General features: G+C 73.4%; 13 protein-coding genes. 1 reads left to right on the forward strand and 12 read right to left on the reverse strand.

The annotated features are described in order from the left end of the window. The 12 genes from ABD067_RS15690 to ABD067_RS15745 all read right to left on the reverse strand — a co-directional run. Positions 1-208: hypothetical protein (locus tag ABD067_RS15690; RefSeq protein ID WP_343896287.1), on the reverse strand; the 208-nt coding region annotated here is incomplete at its 3' end. Beyond that, a complete protein-coding gene (pgi, locus tag ABD067_RS15695; protein ID WP_343896288.1) occupies positions 208-1,875 on the reverse strand; it encodes a glucose-6-phosphate isomerase in 1,668 nt (555 codons plus the stop codon). The genes pgi and ABD067_RS15690, both read right to left, overlap by 1 nt. A gap of 435 nt (positions 1,876-2,310) precedes the next feature. Further along, on the reverse strand, positions 2,311-2,913 hold the full coding sequence (locus ABD067_RS15700) for a hypothetical protein (RefSeq protein WP_343896289.1): 603 nt from the start codon (positions 2,911-2,913) through the stop codon (positions 2,311-2,313). A 243-nt stretch (positions 2,914-3,156) separates the two neighbouring features. After that, positions 3,157-3,486 carry a hypothetical protein gene (locus ABD067_RS15705; protein WP_343896290.1) on the reverse strand — a complete coding sequence of 110 codons (330 nt, stop codon included), beginning with the start codon at positions 3,484-3,486 and terminating at the stop codon, positions 3,157-3,159. A gap of 253 nt (positions 3,487-3,739) precedes the next feature. Further along, positions 3,740-4,819, reverse strand: a complete 1,080-nt coding sequence (locus ABD067_RS15710) for an alpha/beta fold hydrolase (RefSeq protein WP_343896291.1) — start codon at positions 4,817-4,819, stop codon at positions 3,740-3,742. 104 nt (positions 4,820-4,923) lie between these two features. Next, the gene (locus tag ABD067_RS15715) at positions 4,924-6,183 is read right to left on the reverse strand and encodes a M16 family metallopeptidase (RefSeq protein WP_343896292.1); all 1,260 of its coding nucleotides are present in this window, start codon (positions 6,181-6,183) and stop codon (positions 4,924-4,926) included. Next, the gene (locus ABD067_RS15720) at positions 6,180-7,592 is read right to left on the reverse strand and encodes a M16 family metallopeptidase (RefSeq protein ID WP_343896293.1); all 1,413 of its coding nucleotides are present in this window, start codon (positions 7,590-7,592) and stop codon (positions 6,180-6,182) included. The genes ABD067_RS15715 and ABD067_RS15720 overlap by 4 nt, the downstream gene beginning before the upstream one ends. A 94-nt stretch (positions 7,593-7,686) precedes the next feature. After that, complete coding sequence (locus ABD067_RS15725) at positions 7,687-8,277, reverse strand: DUF3035 domain-containing protein (RefSeq protein WP_343896294.1); 591 nt, start codon at positions 8,275-8,277, stop codon at positions 7,687-7,689. Then, the gene (gene lspA, locus ABD067_RS15730; protein ID WP_343896295.1) at positions 8,267-8,791 is read right to left on the reverse strand and encodes a signal peptidase II; all 525 of its coding nucleotides are present in this window, start codon (positions 8,789-8,791) and stop codon (positions 8,267-8,269) included. The genes ABD067_RS15725 and lspA overlap by 11 nt, the downstream gene beginning before the upstream one ends. Continuing rightward, positions 8,788-11,718 carry an isoleucine--tRNA ligase gene (gene ileS, locus ABD067_RS15735; protein ID WP_343896296.1) on the reverse strand — a complete coding sequence of 977 codons (2,931 nt, stop codon included), beginning with the start codon at positions 11,716-11,718 and terminating at the stop codon, positions 8,788-8,790. The genes lspA and ileS overlap by 4 nt, the downstream gene beginning before the upstream one ends. Before the next feature lie 318 nt (positions 11,719-12,036). Next, on the reverse strand, positions 12,037-12,795 hold the full coding sequence (locus ABD067_RS15740; RefSeq protein WP_343896297.1) for a tectonin domain-containing protein: 759 nt from the start codon (positions 12,793-12,795) through the stop codon (positions 12,037-12,039). Positions 12,796-12,878: 83 nt separating this feature from the next. Beyond that, positions 12,879-13,367: a hypothetical protein gene (locus ABD067_RS15745; RefSeq protein WP_343896298.1), complete on the reverse strand. Its 489-nt coding sequence runs from the start codon at positions 13,365-13,367 to the stop codon at positions 12,879-12,881. A 236-nt stretch (positions 13,368-13,603) separates the two neighbouring features. Here ABD067_RS15745 and ABD067_RS15750 point away from each other — a divergent pair, with 236 nt between their 5' ends. Beyond that, complete coding sequence (locus ABD067_RS15750) at positions 13,604-13,810, forward strand: hypothetical protein (RefSeq protein WP_343896299.1); 207 nt, start codon at positions 13,604-13,606, stop codon at positions 13,808-13,810. Positions 13,811-13,850: the final 40 nt, after the last annotated feature.

The raw sequence follows: 13,850 nt of genomic DNA on the forward strand, positions 1-13,850 counted from the left end.
CATGCTCCTCGCCGATGCGGCGTGAGCCTTTCAACAGAGCAGCGGGCACTCTGAACGCGAGGCCTTCGTGCTCCGACTCCTTCCTCAGCACGACCCTTGGCGGTCGCACGCGGTCGCGCGCAGCAATCAGGAAGGCTCCGGTCGCAGCAACAATGAAGGCGCCGAACTCAACCAGCGGCCGCCGAAGCAGCAGGCGCCAAGGCCGCATCAGCCGCCTGTAGTTTTGTTTTGCAACCGCCCGATCTCGCGCATCAGCCCCTCCGTAGAGCCGTCGTGCGCCCCAGACCGCGGCTCGCCCTTCTCCAACTCCGGCAGGATCGCCCCGGCGAGTTGCTTGCCCAGTTCAACCCCCCACTGGTCGAAGGCGTTCACGTTCCACAGCGCGCCGAGGCAGAAGACCTTGTGCTCGTAGAGCGCCACGAGCTGGCCGAGGGTGAACGGGTCCAACCGCGGCAGCAGGATCGTCGCGGTGGGGCGGTCGCCGGGGAAGACGCGGTGCGGCAGCAGACATTCGATATCGGCCGGCGCCGTGCCTGCCTTCTCCATCTCCGCGCGCACCTCCTCCGCCGTCTTGCCGCGCATCAGCGCTTCCGACTGCGCCAAGCCGTTGGCCAGCAGCTTACGGTGGCTGTCGGCGTGCGGGTGGTCCGGGCGCGCGACCAGGATGATGTCGGCCGGCACCGGCGTCGTCCCCTGGTGCAGGAGCTGCATGAAGGAGTGCTGCGCGTTGGTGCCCGGCTCGCCGAACACCACCGGGCCGGTGGCGCGGCCGACCGGGGCGCCGTCGGTCGTCACGCGCTTGCCGAGCGACTCCATCTCCACCTGCTGGAGGTGCGCCGGCAGCCGCGCCAGCCGCTCGTCGTAGGGCAGCACGGCGCGGCTCGGGTAGCCGAGGCCGTTGACGTGCCACACCTCGACGAGCGCCAGCAGCGCCGGCAGGTTGTCCGCGAGCGGGGCGGACAGGAAGTGTTGGTCCATCGCCCGCGCGCCGGCGAGCAGCCGCGCGAACCGGTCCCAGCCGAGCGCCAGCGCCAGCGAAAGCCCGATCGCCGACCACATCGAGAAGCGCCCGCCGACCCAGTCGCGGAAGGGGAACACCCGGTCCGGCGCGATGCCGAAATCCGCCGTCGCCTTCATGTTGGTGGAGAGCGCGGCGAGGTGCGCGTTCGCGCCCTCCTCGCCCAGCGCCCCGGCCAGCCAGCCGCGCGCCAGCGCGGCGTTGGTCATGGTTTCCTGGGTGGTGAAGGTCTTGGACGCGACCAGCACCAGCGTCCGCCGCGGGTCCAGCCCGGGCCGCAGCGCTTCCCAGGCGTGGGCGTCCACGTTGCCGAGGTAGTGCGCGCGCATCGGGCAACCAGGCGTCCAGAGCGCCCGCGCCGCCATCGCCGGCCCGAGGTCCGAGCCGCCGATGCCGATGTTCAGCACGTCGGTGAAGCGCTCGCCGGTGGCGCCGAGCAGCCTGCCGCCCTGCACGGAGGCGCAGAAGGCCTGCATCCGTTGCAGCACCGCGCCCACATCGGCCGAGGCGTCCTCGCTCCCCGCGCGGAACCCCGCCGAGCCCGGCGCCCGCAGCGCCATGTGCAGCACGGCGCGGCGCTCGGTCGCGTTCACCGGCTCGCCGGCGACCATGGCGGCGCGTTTGCCTTCGAGGTCCGCGGCGCGGGCGAGGTCCAGCAGCGCAGCCATGGCCTCGCCGGTGATCGACGTCTTCGATAGGTCGAGCAGCAGGCCGTCGGCGCGGTGCGAGAAGCGGCCGAAACGCGCCGGGTCCGCCGCGAACAGCGGCCGGATGGAGCCGGGCGCGCTCCCGTCCGGGCGGGGCCCCGTCGCCAGCGTCGTGACCGCTCCCCAAGCCTCGTCGAGACGCTCCGCCATGCCACCGCTCCGTCCTGCGTTGCCGAGGCCCGCCTTATACGCCCGGATCGGGCTCTTGGCGCACCCTTGCGACCCGGGGCGGAGCATCGCCCGGAAGCCCTGTCGCGGAATTCCTCCGTTCCCCGGCGTCACTGCCGCGGCCGCTACCGGCCCGGACGGGCTCCGGCGCGGCGCCGCGCGGCTCGCGCGCCGATGGCGAAGCGGCGCCCGAAGCGGCGCCGCCCGGCGTGGAAATTCGCGCCCCGCACGTCCATCCGGGTCACCTCACCCGTTGCGTCAGCCAGTCCGGGCGAAGGACCGTCGAGGCCCGGTGGCGACGGCGCTCCGTGGCGCGTGTCTTCCGGCGGCTTCTCGTGTCGGCCGGAGGCTCCACTCCGTGCAGACGTGGCCGTCGCGGGGCGGCTCGGTTCCGCGCGCCCCCGCGTCCGGTCCTGGTCAGCGATGGTACCCGTGGTGGTGCGGCACCGTGGCGGTGGGGTGCTCCATCAGCGCGTAGGGATGGCCGGCGCAGCCCACCGTTGGGTTGGTCCAGTGGAACAGCCCGTCCGGGTTGTCCTTGAACAGCCAGACGTGGAGGTCGTAGTGGTGCAGCGCGCGCGGCATCAACGGCTCGTGACCCTCCATCGGCCCGTCGAAGGGCCGTCCGAAGGCGCTCGGACGCCCCGAAACGCCGGTGGCCAAGGGCACGAACCATTCCGCCGCGATGAGGCGCAGCCGCCCGTCCCCGGCCGGCTCATAGACGAGGATCTGCGGCCGGAAGGGGTCGGGCGTCGGGCCGATCAGGGCGGGGTTGAGGAAGTGCACCCCCATGCCGCCCTCCGGGTACTCGACGCAGCCCAGCGTCGAAAGGTAGCCGTCGCGCACCGCGGCGACCGGGTCCTCGTACTTCCGTAGCGCCTCGCGCACCTCGGCGAGGTCGGGCGGCAGCGCCGGCGGGGGCATCGGCGTGGAAGCACGGTGGCCCGGCGCGCCGCCGTGGTCGTGGCCCTGGTGCGCGGTGGCCGGGAGGGCGCCGGCACCGGTGAGAACCGCGGCCACCAGGGCGGCCGCCAGCCGGAGGCGGTCGCGCCCGCGGCCACGAAGGGCACACGGGGCTCCGACCCTTCCGTCCCGCACCTTCCGACGGAGGGGGCGCGGGTTTCGGGTGCCGGGCGCGTCGTGCGCGCCCGGGTTGCCGGATCTCGGCGCGGGCGAGCCGCCCGCCGGCCCGCTGGCGATGGTCGAGACATGGGGATCGCCCATCTTCGCCTCCTGCATCGGGCTTCGCGGCGCGGCGCCGGGTCACCGGCGCTGCGCGTCGGCCAGCAAGCGCCCCGCCGCGGGGGCGGCCTGCTGATAGACCAGTTGCGCCCCGTCGCCTCCGCCGATCAGCGTGGCGATTTGGCCGGGTTCCTGCGTCCGGGCGCCGGCAGAGGCTTGATAGGTCATGTCGTCGCCTCCGCCCGAAATGGCGGCGTGGGTGCCGCCAACCACGTTGGCGGGACGCGGCCCGTGGACGACTTCCAGGTCGCCGCCGGTGTTGACGAGCCAAGGGCCGAAATCGGACGCCTGCGCGCCGCTCGCGGCCGCGCCAAGGGCGATTGAGAACATGAGAAAGGCTTTGCGGACCATGGTTTCTCTCCCGTGCGATGCGGGCTGGCCGCGGCCGTCCCGTTGGTGTGGCGGCCGCATCCCCGTTCACGCCGGGGACGATGCGACCGTGCCGAACGCCGCTTTCCGCGGCCATCGCCGGAGCTTTCCTGAACTTTCCCGTTGTTTCCGGATCGCCGACAATGCGCCGTTCGAGCCGCCCGCATCGGGTGCGAAACTCGAGCAGCCGGCGCGGCGCCCACCGATCGTGCGCGGCAGGCGTGGCCGTGCGGCCTCAGGAAGCCAGGAAGCGCTCGATCTCCGCTATGAAGCGCGGCCAAGCCGCCTCGCCTTCCAGCACGACGTGGTTGTCGCTCTCCAGTTCGACGAAATGGGCGCCGGCGATGCCGGCGGCGATGCGGCGGGCTTGGTCCAGCGGCGCCACGCTGTCGTGCCGGTTGTGCAGGACCAGGGTCGGCGCCCGCACCGCGCCCAGTAGGCCGGTCACGTCGATCTCGTCGCACGCGGCGCGGAGCCGCACGGCGGTGTCGGCCGAGGTCGCCAGCCGCTGCAACTCGACCCAGGCCTGCAGTTGCTCGGGCGTGGCCGCGGGGAAGAAGATCGACGCGAAGGCTCGGACGAAGGCCGAGTGCTCGTCGCCCCAGCCCTGGCGTATCATCGTCAGGAAGGTGCGCGCCAACTCACGCTCCGCCTCGCTGCCGCGCCGGTTGCGCCCTTGCGCGTAGGCGCCGTGCAGCACGATGCGCGACACGCGCTCGGGGTGCGCCGCGGCGTAGGCGATCGCGATGGCGGCGCCCTGCGAGGCGCCGAACAGGGCGAAGCGTTCCAGGCCGAGCCCGTCCACCACGGCCTCCAGGTCGCGCACGAAGGCGGCGAAGGAGATGTCGGCGACCTCGCGGTCCGACAGCCCGTTGCCCCGCCCGTCGTAGCGGACGACGCGCAGCTTCGAGGACAGGCGCCGGAGCAGCGGCCCCCACACCGGGCCCCGCCAATCCTGTTCGAGGTGGTTCAGCCAGTTGGCCGTCTTCACCACGACCGGACCCTCGCCCGCCGAGGCGACGGCCAGGCACACGCCGTCCGGGGCGCGGTGGAAGGTGACCTCGTGGCGGGGCACCGCTTCGGCCGGCGCCGCGCGCCCGGGCGCGGCGAGACCTTCGGGAGCGTCGTGCCGGCGGAGCTGCAGGCCGGTCCGGCCTTCGACGGCGGCGAGCGTCTTGTCCGAGAAGAGCCCGGTGAGCAGCTTGTCCACCGTGGATTTGCCGAGCTTCGCCTTGAACGCGAACTGCTCGCGCGACATCCGTTCCCGGGCGATGTAGTCCCGGATCAGGGCCGCCACCCGTTTCCTTTCGTCCATGCCGGCACGCGAATCTTTGACGGATGGCACCCTGCCAGAAAACGCGGCCGCGACGCACCCCCTCCGGCCCGGGGGCGCCGCGCCGCCGTGGGCGACCGCCCGGCTCAGAGCCCGACCGGCTGCCCCGCCACCACCACGGAAAGCTCCGCCGGCGCCAGCAGGCGCTTGGCCACCGCCGCCACCCGCTCTCGGCCCAAAGCCGCCAGCCGCGCCGGGCGCCCGGCCAGCCACTCGGGCGGCCGGTCGTTCTGGCGCAGCGCCAGCAGGGCGTCGGACACGCGACGGCTGTCGGTGAATTGCAGCGGCAGCGAGCCGGTGAGATAGGCGACCGCGTCGGCCATCTCCTCGTCCGTCGGCCCTTCGGCGGCCATGCGCGCCCATTCCTCCCGCGTCACCGCCAGCGTTTCCGCGACGCGCGCGTTCTCCGTCGCCACCGAGCCGACGATCACCGCCTGCTTGAACAGGGTGTCGAGGTTGGCGCCGATGCCGTAGGCGAGGCCGCGCTTCTCCCGCACCGACTGCATCAGGCGTGAGGCGAAACCGCCTCCCGCCAGCACCCGGATCATCACCTGCGCCGCCTCCCAATCCGGGTCGTCCACCGCCAAGCCAGGTTGCCCGAACAGCGCGGAGGACTGCGGCGCGTCCACCGGGACCACCTTCTGGCCGAAGCGCCGGAACGGCGGCAAGGGCGGCGTCGCGGGCGGCGCCCCGGCGGGCAAGCCGGCGAACAGGCGGGGCAGCAGATCGGCCAACTCGCGTTCGGTGATGGCGCCGGCGGCCGTGACCAGGAGCCCTTCCCGGCGCACCTGCCGCGCCAGCGCGGCGCGGATCGCGTCGGGGGGCAGCGCCGTCAGGCTTTCCGGGGTGCCGCCGCTCGGGCGGCCGGCAGGGTGGTCCGGGAAGGCCTCCGCCCAGAAGGCCCGCCGGGCCTGGCCGCCGGGGGTTTCCAGCGTCCGCCGGGCCGCGGCCACCGCGCGGGCGCGTACCCGCGTCACCGCCTCCTCGTCCAGGCGCGGCTCGGACATGGCGAGGGCGGACAGGCGCACGGCCTCGGGCAGCGCCGGCACCAGGGTCCGGAAGCCGCCCTCGAAATCGTCGCGGGCGGCGGAGAAGCTGAGGCCGATCGCTTGGTCGCGCAACGCGTCGGCGAAGGCGGTGGCCGGCAGCGGCCCGGCGCCTTCGGTGAGCAGCGCGGCGGCCATCACCGCCGCCCCTTCCTGCCCCGCCGGGTCGAGCGCCGCCCCGCCGCGCCACGCCCAGGACACGGACACCACGGGGACCGCGTGGTCTTCGACCAGCCACGCCGAGATGCCGCCGGCCTCGACCACCTTGATCGGCAGGGAAAAGCCTTGGGCGCCGCTCACGACGGCGACTCCCCGGGCAGCATCCAACCCGTCGTGGTGGGCGCCCCGCCGCCCAGCACCGCCCGCGCCGCGCCCGCCATCTCCGCCAGCGTCACCTCGCGGAGCCGCCGCGGCCAGAACTCCACCGTCTCGATCGGCAGGCCGATGGCCAGCGCGCCGCCGAGCATCCGCGGCGCGTTGCCGAAGCCGTCCTGCGCCAGCACCGCGCCGGCGGTGATCTGCCGGACCGAGCGCGCCCGCTCGTCCTCCGTGGGGCCGTCCTGCACCAGCCGGGCCACCGTCTCGTCCAGCGCGGCTTCCAGCTTCTCCGGCGCCACGCCCGGGCGGAGGGTCGCGGACAGGGTGAAGGTGTTCGCCCCCGCCGCCTCGCCGTCGAAGGAGCAGCCGGCGCCGGTGGCGAGGCCGGTCTCCACCAGGGCCTTGTGCAACCGGCTCCCCTGCCCGCCGCCGAGCAGGTGCGCCACCACCTCCAGCGCCCAGGCCTGCCGCTGGTCGCCCCAGGTCAAGCTCGGCGCCACGGCGGCGCGCATGAAGGAGGCCTCGCGGACCGCCGGGTCGCGGCGCGTGATCCTCGCCTCGGCCGGGGCGCCGGGGGGCGGTCCGCCGCGGTCCCGCCCCTTGTGCGGCCGGGCGGGCTCCGCGCCGTACAGCTCCTCGGCGAGGCGCCGCACCTCGGCCTCCCGCGCATCGCCGGCCACCACCAGCACGGCGTTCGCCGGCGCGTAGCGGTACCGGTAGAAGTCCACCAAGTCGTCGCGGGTGATGGCGCGTATCTCGTTTTCCCAGCCGATGATCGGCCGCCCGTGCCAATGCTGCGGCCCCCAGAGCGCCGCCTCGAAAGCCTCCCAGAAGCGAGCGCGCGGGTTGCTGTCGGTGCGGAGGCGGCGCTCCTCCAGGATCACGTCGCGCTCGGGCTCCAGCGTGTCGGCCGGGATCAGCGGCGCGGCGAAGCGGTCGGCCTCCATCCGCATCACCAGCGGCAGCCGGCTGGCCTCGACGTGCTGGAAGTAGGCGGTGACGTCGCGGGAGGTGAAGGCGTTGTCCTGGCCGCCTTCCCGCGCCACCGCGAGCGACAGCTCGCCGGGCGCGACGTTGCGGCTGCCCTTGAACATCATGTGCTCGAGGAAGTGCGCCACGCCGGAGCGGCCCGGTGGGTCTTCGCCGCCGCCCGCGCCGTAGAACAGGTAGTGCGCCACCACCGGCACGCGGCGGCTCTCGACGTGGACCACGCGGAGGCCGTTGGGCAGGGTCCAGGTGGCGGCGCCGAAGAGCGGCCGGTCCGCCAACGCCTCGGCGGCCCGATCGGGCGAGGCGCGCTGGACCGCGGGGTTGGCGAGCGCCGGGGCCGCGGCGCCGGACAGGGCGATCGGCAGGGCGGCGGCGGTGCAGAGGGTCGTGCGACGGGTCATGGGCGGCATGGCGCAGAATGTGGCGCGAATGGGCGCCGGCGCAATGCTTACCTGCGGTGGCAGACCCCGGAACAGGTGTTCGCCCGGTGAAGGGCTAGAAAATGCTTTCCAGCAGCCGCGTGACCGGGTTGGAGCTGCGGCTGCGCTGGATGATGGGCGTTTCGCCCTCCGTCGCCTCTCGCCCCAGCGCCGAGTTCTCGCGCAGCCGTTGGCTTTCCCGCCTGGCGTCCAGCGCCACCCCCGGCGCTTCCGGCTGCTGCCAGAAGATGAGCCTGTCCGCGAGGCCGCGGTTGGCCTGGTCCAGCCGCAGGCTTTCCTCGTCCACCCGGCGGCGGATGTCGCCGCCCGGCGCCCGGCCCGCTTGCGAAAGCAGCGCCGCTTCCCCGGCGGTGCGCGGGCCGCCGACGCCGCCCCCCGCCCCGCGCGGGCCGAGCGCCGCGCCCGGTACCAGCGCCGCTTCCGCCGCCTGCCGGGTCGACATCTCCTGCGGCCGGTCGGCGCCTGGGCGGGGCACCGGCAGCTCGCCCAAGGCCGGTGGCATGGAAAGCGGCGCCCGCGTAGTCACCTGGAACTCGTCCGGTGCGTCGCGGGTGAAGCCGAAGGTGCGGGCGGTGTCGCCCCCGCACCCCGCGGCGGCCAGCACCAGGGCGCAAGCCGCGACACCCCGTGCGATTTCATTGCGCATTCGGCGCTCCCTCATGGCCCTCCTTAGCCTCCGGGGCGCGCCGGAACAAGGCGTCCGCGACCAGCGCCGCCACCCCGCAAACGATGCCGGCGTCGGCCACGTTGAACACGTACCAGTGCCAGCCCCAGGCGTGGGCGTCCACGAAGTCCACCACCGCCCCGAAGCGCAGCCGGTCGATCACGTTCCCGACCGCCCCGCCGACCACCGCGCCCAGCGCCACCGCCACCAGCCGCGTCTCCGCCTTCGCCAGCCAGCGCAGCAGGAACACGGCGATGCCGGCGGCCAGCAGCGCCAGGAGCAGGTGGTTCCACGGCCCGTCGCCCGACAGCAGGCCGAAGGTGACGCCGCGGTTCCACACCATGCTGAGGTCCAGCCCGAAGGGGCCGAGTTCCAGCAGCGGCACGTGGCGCGCCTCCGGCAGCCGCAGCCCTTCCAGGACCCACCACTTGCTGGCCTGGTCGGCCGCCAGCAGCAGCGCCGCGACGGCGAGGCCGATCCTCAGCGTGGGCGTCATGCCGCCGCCGGCGGCGCCGACCGTTCCTGCGCCTCCACCACCGACTCGCAGCGGAAACAGAGCGCGGGGTGCGCGGCGCTCCGTCCCACCTCCGGCAGAACGCGCCAGCACCGGGCGCACTTGGCGCCGGGCGCGGGCGCGAATTCGGCCGCGACCTCCCCGGGCCGGTCGGCCAGTGCCAACGTCAGGCCGGAGGTGATGCACACCTCAGCCCAGTCCGCCTCGCTCAGCAGCCCGGCCGCGTCCGGCGGCAGGCGCAACACAGGCGCCGCCTGGAGGGATGAGCCGATCTCGCCGGACGCACGCGCGGTCTCCAGCACGCCAGTCACTGCGCGCCTGGCTTCACGGATCGCACGCCACCGCGCGGCGAGCGCTTCGTCCTTCCATTCAGGCGGTACCGGCAAGAAATCGTGCAGGTGGACGCTCTCCTCTTCGCCGCCGAAGCGCGCCAGCCACGCTTCCTCCGCCGTGAACACCAGCACAGGCGCCAGCCAAGCGCAGAGATGGCGGTGCAGCAGGTCCAGCACCGTCCGCACGGCGCGGCGCTTCGAACTGTCCGGCGCGTCGCAGTAGAGCGCGTCCTTGCGGATGTCGAAGTAGAAGGCCGAGAGGTCGTTGTTGCAGAAGCCGTGCAGCTCCGGCACCACGCCCGTCCAGTCGTGCGAGGAAACGGCGCCGCGCACCCGCGCGTCCAGCTCCGACATCCGGTGCGCAACCCAGCGCTCCAGCTCAGGCAGCTCCGCGTAGGGGACGCGCTCCGCTTCGGAAAAGCCGTCGAGCCCGCCGAGCAGCCAGCGCAGCGTGTTGCGGATGCGCCGGTACAGCTCCGCCTGCTGCTTCAGGATCTCCGGGCCGATGCGGAGGTCCTCGGAAGTGTCGGAGTTCATGACCCAGAGGCGCAGGATGTCGGCGCCGTACTGCTTCGTCACCGCCTGCGGCTCGGTGGTGTTGCCAAGCGACTTCGACATCTTCCGCCCTTGCTCGTCCAGCACGAAGCCGTGCGTGAGCACCGCGCGGAAGGGCGCGACGCCACGCGTGCCGATGGACTCCAGCAGGGAGGACTGGAACCAGCCGCGGTGCTGGTCAGACCCTTCCAGGTAGAGGTCCGCCGGGAAGCGCAGGCCGCGCTCCGGCGTCAGGGTGAAGGCGTGGGTGGAGCCGCTCTCGAACCACACGTCCACGATGTCCATCACCTGCTCGTAGTCGGCGGGGTCGCGCCCTTCGCCGAGGAAGCGCGGCGCCGCGTCCGGCTTGTACCAGGCGTCCGCGCCTTCCTCCGCGAAGGCGTCCACGATGCGCGCCATGACGGCCGGGTCGCGCAGCGGCTCGCCCGTGCGGCGCTCCACGAACACGGCGATGGGCACGCCCCAGGCGCGCTGGCGGCTGATGCACCAGTCGGGCCGCCCCGCCACCATGCTGCCGATGCGGTTGCGCCCCGCGTCCGGCATGAAGCGCGTCTCCGCGATGGCGGCCAGCGCCCGCTCGCGGATGCGGTTCTTCCGGTCGTCGAGCGCGATGAACCACTGCGGCGTGGCGCGGAAGATCACCGGCTTCTTGGAGCGCCAGGAATGCGGGTAGCTGTGCGTCAGCCTGCCCGTGGCGACCAGGGCGCCCGCCGCCTCGCACGCGGCGTAGACGGCGTCGTGCGCCTTGAACACGTGCAGCCCGGCGAAGCCCGGCGCCTGCGCGGTGAAGGTGCCGTCGTCGTTCACCGTCTCCGGCACCGGCAGGCCGTGGGCGCGGCCGAGCGCGAAATCGTCCTCGCCATGCCCGGGCGCGATGTGGACGAAGCCGGTGCCCGCTTCGGTGGTGACGAAGTCGCCGGGCAGCATGCGCACGTCAAAATCGTAACCACCCGCGGCCGGCGTCCAGCCGCGCAGAGGGTGAGCCAACACAACGCCAGCAGCACCTGAGAGATCGCTGCCTTTCAGCACGCGCCGGATGGTGTGGGCTTCTAGCCCGACCTCCTTGGCAAACGCCGGAAGCAGAGACAGGGCAACTAGTAGACTTTCGCCGACGCGTAGAAAGGAGTCCTGAGCCACACCCTCGACGTGTACCAGCGCATAGTCGATCTCCGGACCGCACGCGACGGCACGGTTGCCGGGAATAGTCCATGGGGTGGTGGTCCAGATGATCACGGACGCGCCGCGAAGGTCGAGGTTGCGAGTGTCAGGTCGGTCAGCGGTACCATCCATTCCAAATGGGGTATGCACCAGCCTCACTGGGAATCGCGCCCACAGGGTCGGCGAGACATGGTCGTGGTACTCGATCTCCGCTTCGGCCAGCGCCGTCTTCTCGACCGGGCTCCACATCACCGGCCGCAGGCCCCGGTACAGCGAGCCGTTCATCAGGAACTTGCCGATCTCGCCGACGATCACCGCCTCGGACGGGAAGTCCATGGTCGCGTAACGCCGCTCCCAGTCGCCGAAGACGCCGAGGCGGATGAACTCCTCGCGCTGCACGCCGAGCCAATGCGCGGCGTAGGCCCGGCACTCCGCCCGGAACTCCAGCACCGGCACGCTGTCCTTGTCCCGTCCGCCCTGGTACTTGCCCTTCGGGTTCCGGTACTCCTCCTCGACCTTCCATTCGATCGGCAGGCCGTGGCAGTCCCAGCCAGGCACGTAGTCGGCGTCGTGGCCGGCCATCTGCGCGGCGCGGTTCACCACGTCCTTCAGGATCTTGTTCAGCGCGTGCCCGATGTGTAGCGGCCCGTTGGCGTAGGGCGGGCCGTCGTGCAGCACGAAGGGCGGCCGGCCGCGCGAACGCTCCCGCAGGCGCTTCCACACGCCCAGGCGCTGCCAGCGCTCGAGGGTCTGCGGCTCGCGCTTCGGCAGGTCGCCGCGCATCGGGAAGGCGGTGCGGGGCAGGAACACGGTGCCGCGGTAGTCGCGGACGGCGGGTGTCGTCGTCTCGGGGGCGTCGGTCATGTCGGTGCGTCTCGGGGCCGCCTCACGGGCGGCAGGGATGGGCGGCGGGGCGGCGCGCGGCCGGCGGGTTCCCGGCCCTCAGCGGAGGGCCGGGCCTGGAATTCGCCCAAAAGCGCGCGCGAAAGCCGGCAGGACCATGCCTCAGTTATGGTGAGGCCCGGGCCCGCGGGTCAAGCGCGAGCGGAATCCGTGCCCCCTTCGCCGCACCATACACGAAACGAAAGCAGGGCGGGCCGCTCCGGAAGCCCGCGCGTCGTCGCCACTCCGCTCACCCGGCCACGGACGACGGACGCCGCAACGGCGTCCGTCGCCGGCCCCTCACCGGTACACCCACAGGGTGCCGTTCGCGCCGACGGCCCAAAGGGCTCCGTCCGGCCCGGCCGCCACGCTTTCGAAGCCGCTGGCTTCGACGCGGGTGAAGTTCCGCCCGTCGTCGGTGTGCCAGACGGTGCCGTTCCGCCCGGCGAGCCAGACCCTGCCGTCCGGCCCGGCCGCCACGTCGCCCATGCCGCTCGCCGGGGTCTGCGTCCAACGGCCGTCGACGAATTTCCACAAGGTCTCGTTGCCACCGACCGCCCACACCGTGCCGTCGCGGCCGACGGAAAGGCGCCGGAAGCCGCTCGCTTCGGTTTGCGTGAAGTTCAGGCCGTCGTTCGACCACCAAACGGTGCCGTTGCGGCCGGCAAGCCAAAGCCTGTTGTCCGGCCCGACGGCCGCGTCGGCCATGCCGCTGGCCGGCGTCTGCGTCCACCGGCCGTTGATGAGCTTCCACACCGTGCCGTTGGAGCCGACGCCCCAGACCGTGCCGTCGCCGCCGACGGCGACCCTGCTGAAGCCGCTGCCTTCGCTCTGGGCGAAGCGCTGCCCGTCGGGCGACGACCAGACGGTGCCGTTCCGGCCGGCGAGCCAGACCCTGCCGTCCGGGCCCACGGCCACGTCCCCCATCCCGCTCGCCGGGGTTTGCGTCCAGTTCGCCGCCCGCGCCGCCGAGAAGGCCGCCGAGCCTAGGAGCAGGGCCGACGCCGATGCCGCGACCAACGCCCGGCGCCGGGATGCGACGAAAGCTGAAGTCTCCATGTCACGTCTCCTTTGTCGTCCTGGGTTTCCCGGCTTCTCGCTTTTGGTCACGGGGGCGCCGCAGCCGGCCCGACCTCCCCCGCTCAGGGCTTGGCCGCCCGCACGGCGTAGGCCTCGTCCGGTCCTACCAAGGCCCGCTGGCAATTCGCTTCGGCGTCCGGCTCGAAGGGCAGCGCCTCCGCCGCCAGCACCCCGCACAGCAGCCTCGCCCGGATCGGCCACCCCCGGCCGGCCGACGCGCCGCCCAGGGCGAACCGCGCCGGCCCCGGCCCCAAGGACGCCGCCTCGCCGCCCGCGCCATGGCCGAGCGCCGCCACCAGCCGTTCGCGGGCCAGCCCGGGCCACGGGCCGTCGGACAGCACCACAACGGCGGCGTCGCCGACCATCCAGGTGGGTTGCACGTTCTGCAGCGCCGGGATCGTGTGGCCGACCGTTCCGGCGGGCGACGCGACATCGATCCAGACCGGTTCCACGCGGGTGTATTCGATGGCGACGGCGCCCACCGCCGCGGGGCAGGCGAGAACCGCGGCCAACGCGGCGGTGGGCGCGAACGGGCAGGGACGCGTCGGCATGGGAGTCGCCCTCCTGGTCCGCCATGCCGGCCCGGATCGGCCGTTCTGGCGGAACCGAGGCTAGGAAGGATGGGCGCCCGGCCGCCTCCACCGAACGGAGGAGGACGCGCGCCATCGGCCCATGCAGTGTGAGCGTCGTCACCGGCCGCGGGCGCCGCGGCCTCCCGGCTGGGCGGGGGCGAACCGAAACGCCCCCGCCGCGCTATCCAGGCGCAACCCGAGAACACGAGGCCCGGATGACTCGCTCGCTGAAATCCTTGCTGCCCGCCTTGGCGGTGATGGCGGCCCTTGTCGCAACCGGCGCCTGCGAGAACCGCGGAGGCCCGGCCGAGCGGGCGGGCCGCGGCCTGGACCGGGCGGGCGAAAGGGTGCGCGACACCGTCGATCCGCCGCGCGGCCCGGCGGAGCGGCTGGGGCGCTCGGTGGACCGCACCGTCAACTGACGGGTCGGCAGCGGCCGCTCAGGCCAGCGCCGCCCGCGCC

Source organism: Craurococcus roseus (genome assembly GCF_039523795.1).
In the GTDB taxonomy this organism is placed as follows: Bacteria; Pseudomonadota; Alphaproteobacteria; order Acetobacterales; family Acetobacteraceae; genus Craurococcus; species Craurococcus roseus.

What these genes read in the sequence shown, in the direction of transcription:
- pgi (WP_343896288.1), bottom strand. Translation starts at nt 1,875, where the DNA reads ATGGCGGAGCGTCTCGACGAGGCTTGGGGAGCGGTCACGACGCTGGCG.
- ABD067_RS15705 (WP_343896290.1), bottom strand. Translation starts at nt 3,486, where the DNA reads ATGGTCCGCAAAGCCTTTCTCATGTTCTCAATCGCCCTTGGCGCGGCC.
- ABD067_RS15710 (WP_343896291.1), bottom strand. Translation starts at nt 4,819, where the DNA reads ATGGACGAAAGGAAACGGGTGGCGGCCCTGATCCGGGACTACATCGCC.
- ABD067_RS15720 (WP_343896293.1), bottom strand. Translation starts at nt 7,592, where the DNA reads ATGACCCGTCGCACGACCCTCTGCACCGCCGCCGCCCTGCCGATCGCC.
- ABD067_RS15725 (WP_343896294.1), bottom strand. Translation starts at nt 8,277, where the DNA reads ATGCGCAATGAAATCGCACGGGGTGTCGCGGCTTGCGCCCTGGTGCTG.
- lspA (WP_343896295.1), bottom strand. Translation starts at nt 8,791, where the DNA reads ATGACGCCCACGCTGAGGATCGGCCTCGCCGTCGCGGCGCTGCTGCTG.
- ileS (WP_343896296.1), bottom strand. Translation starts at nt 11,718, where the DNA reads ATGACCGACGCCCCCGAGACGACGACACCCGCCGTCCGCGACTACCGC.
- ABD067_RS15740 (WP_343896297.1), bottom strand. Translation starts at nt 12,795, where the DNA reads ATGGAGACTTCAGCTTTCGTCGCATCCCGGCGCCGGGCGTTGGTCGCG.
- ABD067_RS15745 (WP_343896298.1), bottom strand. Translation starts at nt 13,367, where the DNA reads ATGCCGACGCGTCCCTGCCCGTTCGCGCCCACCGCCGCGTTGGCCGCG.
- ABD067_RS15750 (WP_343896299.1), top strand. Translation starts at nt 13,604, where the DNA reads ATGACTCGCTCGCTGAAATCCTTGCTGCCCGCCTTGGCGGTGATGGCG.